General features: G+C 57.4%; 3 protein-coding genes and 1 pseudogene. 1 reads left to right on the top strand and 3 read right to left on the bottom strand.

The window, feature by feature from the left end:
* Positions 1 to 50 precede the first annotated feature (50 nt).
* The 3 genes from AWB78_RS42145 to AWB78_RS50090 all read right to left on the bottom strand — a co-directional run bounded on the left by AWB78_RS42145 (position 51) and on the right by AWB78_RS50090 (position 1803).
* Complete coding sequence (locus tag AWB78_RS42145) at positions 51 to 545, bottom strand: site-specific integrase (protein WP_157697894.1); 495 nt, start codon at positions 543 to 545, stop codon at positions 51 to 53.
* Positions 542 to 1309 (bottom strand): site-specific integrase, encoded by a 768-nt coding sequence (locus AWB78_RS42140; protein WP_232478129.1) that lies wholly within the window; start codon positions 1307 to 1309, stop codon positions 542 to 544. The genes AWB78_RS42145 and AWB78_RS42140 overlap by 4 nt, the downstream gene beginning before the upstream one ends.
* 191 nt (positions 1310 to 1500) lie before the next feature.
* On the bottom strand, positions 1501 to 1803 hold the full coding sequence (locus tag AWB78_RS50090; protein ID WP_082883654.1) for a site-specific integrase: 303 nt from the start codon (positions 1801 to 1803) through the stop codon (positions 1501 to 1503).
* A gap of 179 nt (positions 1804 to 1982) precedes the next feature.
* On the opposite strand from AWB78_RS50090, the pseudogene AWB78_RS44905 reads away from it, so the two are divergent.
* Positions 1983 to 2201: pseudogene (locus tag AWB78_RS44905) on the top strand (transposase domain-containing protein); the annotation flags it as partial.
* Between the last annotated feature and the right edge of the window lie 168 nt (positions 2202 to 2369).

The following is a 2369-nucleotide window of genomic DNA, read 5'->3' as shown; positions in this document are numbered from 1 at the left end:
CGATCGTCGCGATGCGCCTACGCTCGCCCAGTCATTGCGAACAATTCTCGCTACGGTGTGCGTAAATTAGCGGATACGGTCAACCCTGTTGCTTCCGAAATGCGCAGTCCGGTCGCCGCAATCAATCCGAAGATCGTCCTACAGCTTGCACCGCGCAGACCACCGGGCGGATACAGCTCATCGCAGGCCGTCAGTAGATCCTGGACCTCCTCTTCCGTGAAAATATGTGGCGTCAGCCGATGATGGGCAGGTCCGAACAGATATTGCGGCGGAATCTCAGTCGCCGGATCGAACTGCCGGCAGTATGCGGCAAAGGGGCGAAGCACCTCGATCCTGCGTGCTGCCGTCAATCGCCGTCCGGTGCTGGAACTGCTGGCCCACTCAGCGGCGAGTTGTATCGTCAGCGTGCCGTTGTGACCTACCTCTTCGGCAAAGTGCGCAAATTGCTTGAGCTGATTACCCGCCACTTTGAGGTCAAAACCGGCCCGACGACGAACAGCCAGGTAATCGTCGATCCAGGTGGAAAAAGATGAGTGTGCGCTCATGATCGTCCCCCTGGCCATGGGAGCGCAACGCGACGAAGGGCGGGAAGATTGACCTTCGCGTAGATTGTCGTAGTGTCGAGGGAACGGTGGCGCAACATGTCGCCGATCTCCTTGAATGGAGCACCGCCTTGTACCATCCGGCAAGCCATGGTGTGACGGAAAACATGGGTGCCACGCACGCGCTCTTGTAAATCGCACCGTTCTGCGGCATTGCGAACTGCGTTGCGGACTATATCTAGGTTGGCTGGAGCATTGAGCGGTGGTCGATGGCGCACAAAGACCTCGCGCCGCGTAGTGTTTGGGCGTCCATACTGCAGGTACTCAGAGATCGCACTGCCGGTCGATCGTGGAAGCGGGACGATGTCGATTCGTTTGCCCTTGCCATGTATCGTCAATGTCCCGTCTCGCCAGTCGATATCTTCCAGACGCAGGCGTGCCACTTCTACGCGGCGCAAGCCCAAATCGAGCAGGCAGCGCGTCATGGCGTAATCGCGCATGCCGGTAGCACTGCCGCGGTCGAATGCCTTCAACAGTTGCTTGACCTCGACAGACGAGAGAACCTCGGGAACTCTGGACAGACGCCATTGAGCAACCCTCGGCAGCGCCGCGATGAGAGCAGTGGTTGACGATCCCCCACTGGCTTTGAAGAGCAAGTAGCTACGCAGCGAGATACCGATGCCCTTGACTGTAGCGGGAGCGAGTCCGCTCGTCCGGCGCATTACAAAACGTACGATATCGCTCGGGGTCAACGTCGAAATTTGCACGGGACGCGCGCCGAAATGACCGACAAGAAACTCATAGGTCTGTCGCAGTCGAACCGTGCATGTGCTGTCGGAGAGACCGCGGACCTCTGCCAGATGGCGCCTAAACTCTGCGAGCTCCGCGGCGATTGACACAGAAACGTTGGCAGTCAGGTGTTGCGGTTGCGCCCCGTCGAGCATCGCGAAAAAGTGTTTCAGTCAGCACGGACATCGGTTCCCGTGTGGCGACACCGCGGAGCGCATCGGCAATGAGGCAAATGTCGATCGAGAAACTGGTTGACCGTCGACTCGTTAATATCGCAAAGATTGATGTCCCGTTTCGATATCCAGTGAACGAAGTGGGCAACACTCCTGAAGTAGCATTCCACTGTCTCCCGGGCATAACCACGCTCGGTCAGGTATTGAACGTAAGCGTCTGCATGCGTTCGCAGCGTAGCCTCCTCGAACCACTGCTGGCCAAGCAGGTGGCCAGGTTTGATACGCGAGTATTTGGGCATGGTGACTCTCCTCGAAAACGCAGAACAACGCGAGGAAAGTACTGCATATTATGGAAGCGTACCGGAGGTGCCTCGATCCACTTAGATCTGAAAAAAAACGGTGATTTGCGGCCACGTCGTACGGACCTTCCATAAGTACGACCTGTCGATAGCGGCGCTTAAAGAAATGCTTCTATAAGAGAAAGGCCTGGCTCTTTAGCGACACCGTCGAGGGCGCCAAAGCGTCGGCCATGATCTACAGTCTGATGCTGACTTGCCGCGCCTGTGATGTCGAGCCTTACGCGTATTTGCTGCACGTGCTCAAGGAGCTACCGCAGCGCGCGCAGGACGATGACGTCACAGACCTGCTGCCATTCAACTTCGCCAAGCAGCAAACGATCGCCGTTCAATCCGAGTAGCTTACCCCAAGGATACGCCGAACGTAGCGCTCGGCGTATCCTCATCGAGCCAAAACACATGGCCCTGACCGTGGACGTCGCTGATCGCTTCCGATCGTCGCGATGCGCCTACGCTCGCCCAGTCATTGCGAACAATTCTCGCTACGGTGTGCGTAAATTAGCGGATAC

Source organism: Caballeronia calidae, from assembly GCF_900044055.2.
GTDB lineage: Bacteria > Pseudomonadota > Gammaproteobacteria > Burkholderiales > Burkholderiaceae > Caballeronia > Caballeronia calidae.
This window is presented reverse-complemented; position numbering and strand designations above follow the sequence as displayed.

What these genes read in the sequence shown, in the direction of transcription:
- AWB78_RS42145 (WP_157697894.1), bottom strand. Translation starts at nt 545, where the DNA reads ATGAGCGCACACTCATCTTTTTCCACCTGGATCGACGATTACCTGGCT.
- AWB78_RS50090 (WP_082883654.1), bottom strand. Translation starts at nt 1,803, where the DNA reads ATGCCCAAATACTCGCGTATCAAACCTGGCCACCTGCTTGGCCAGCAG.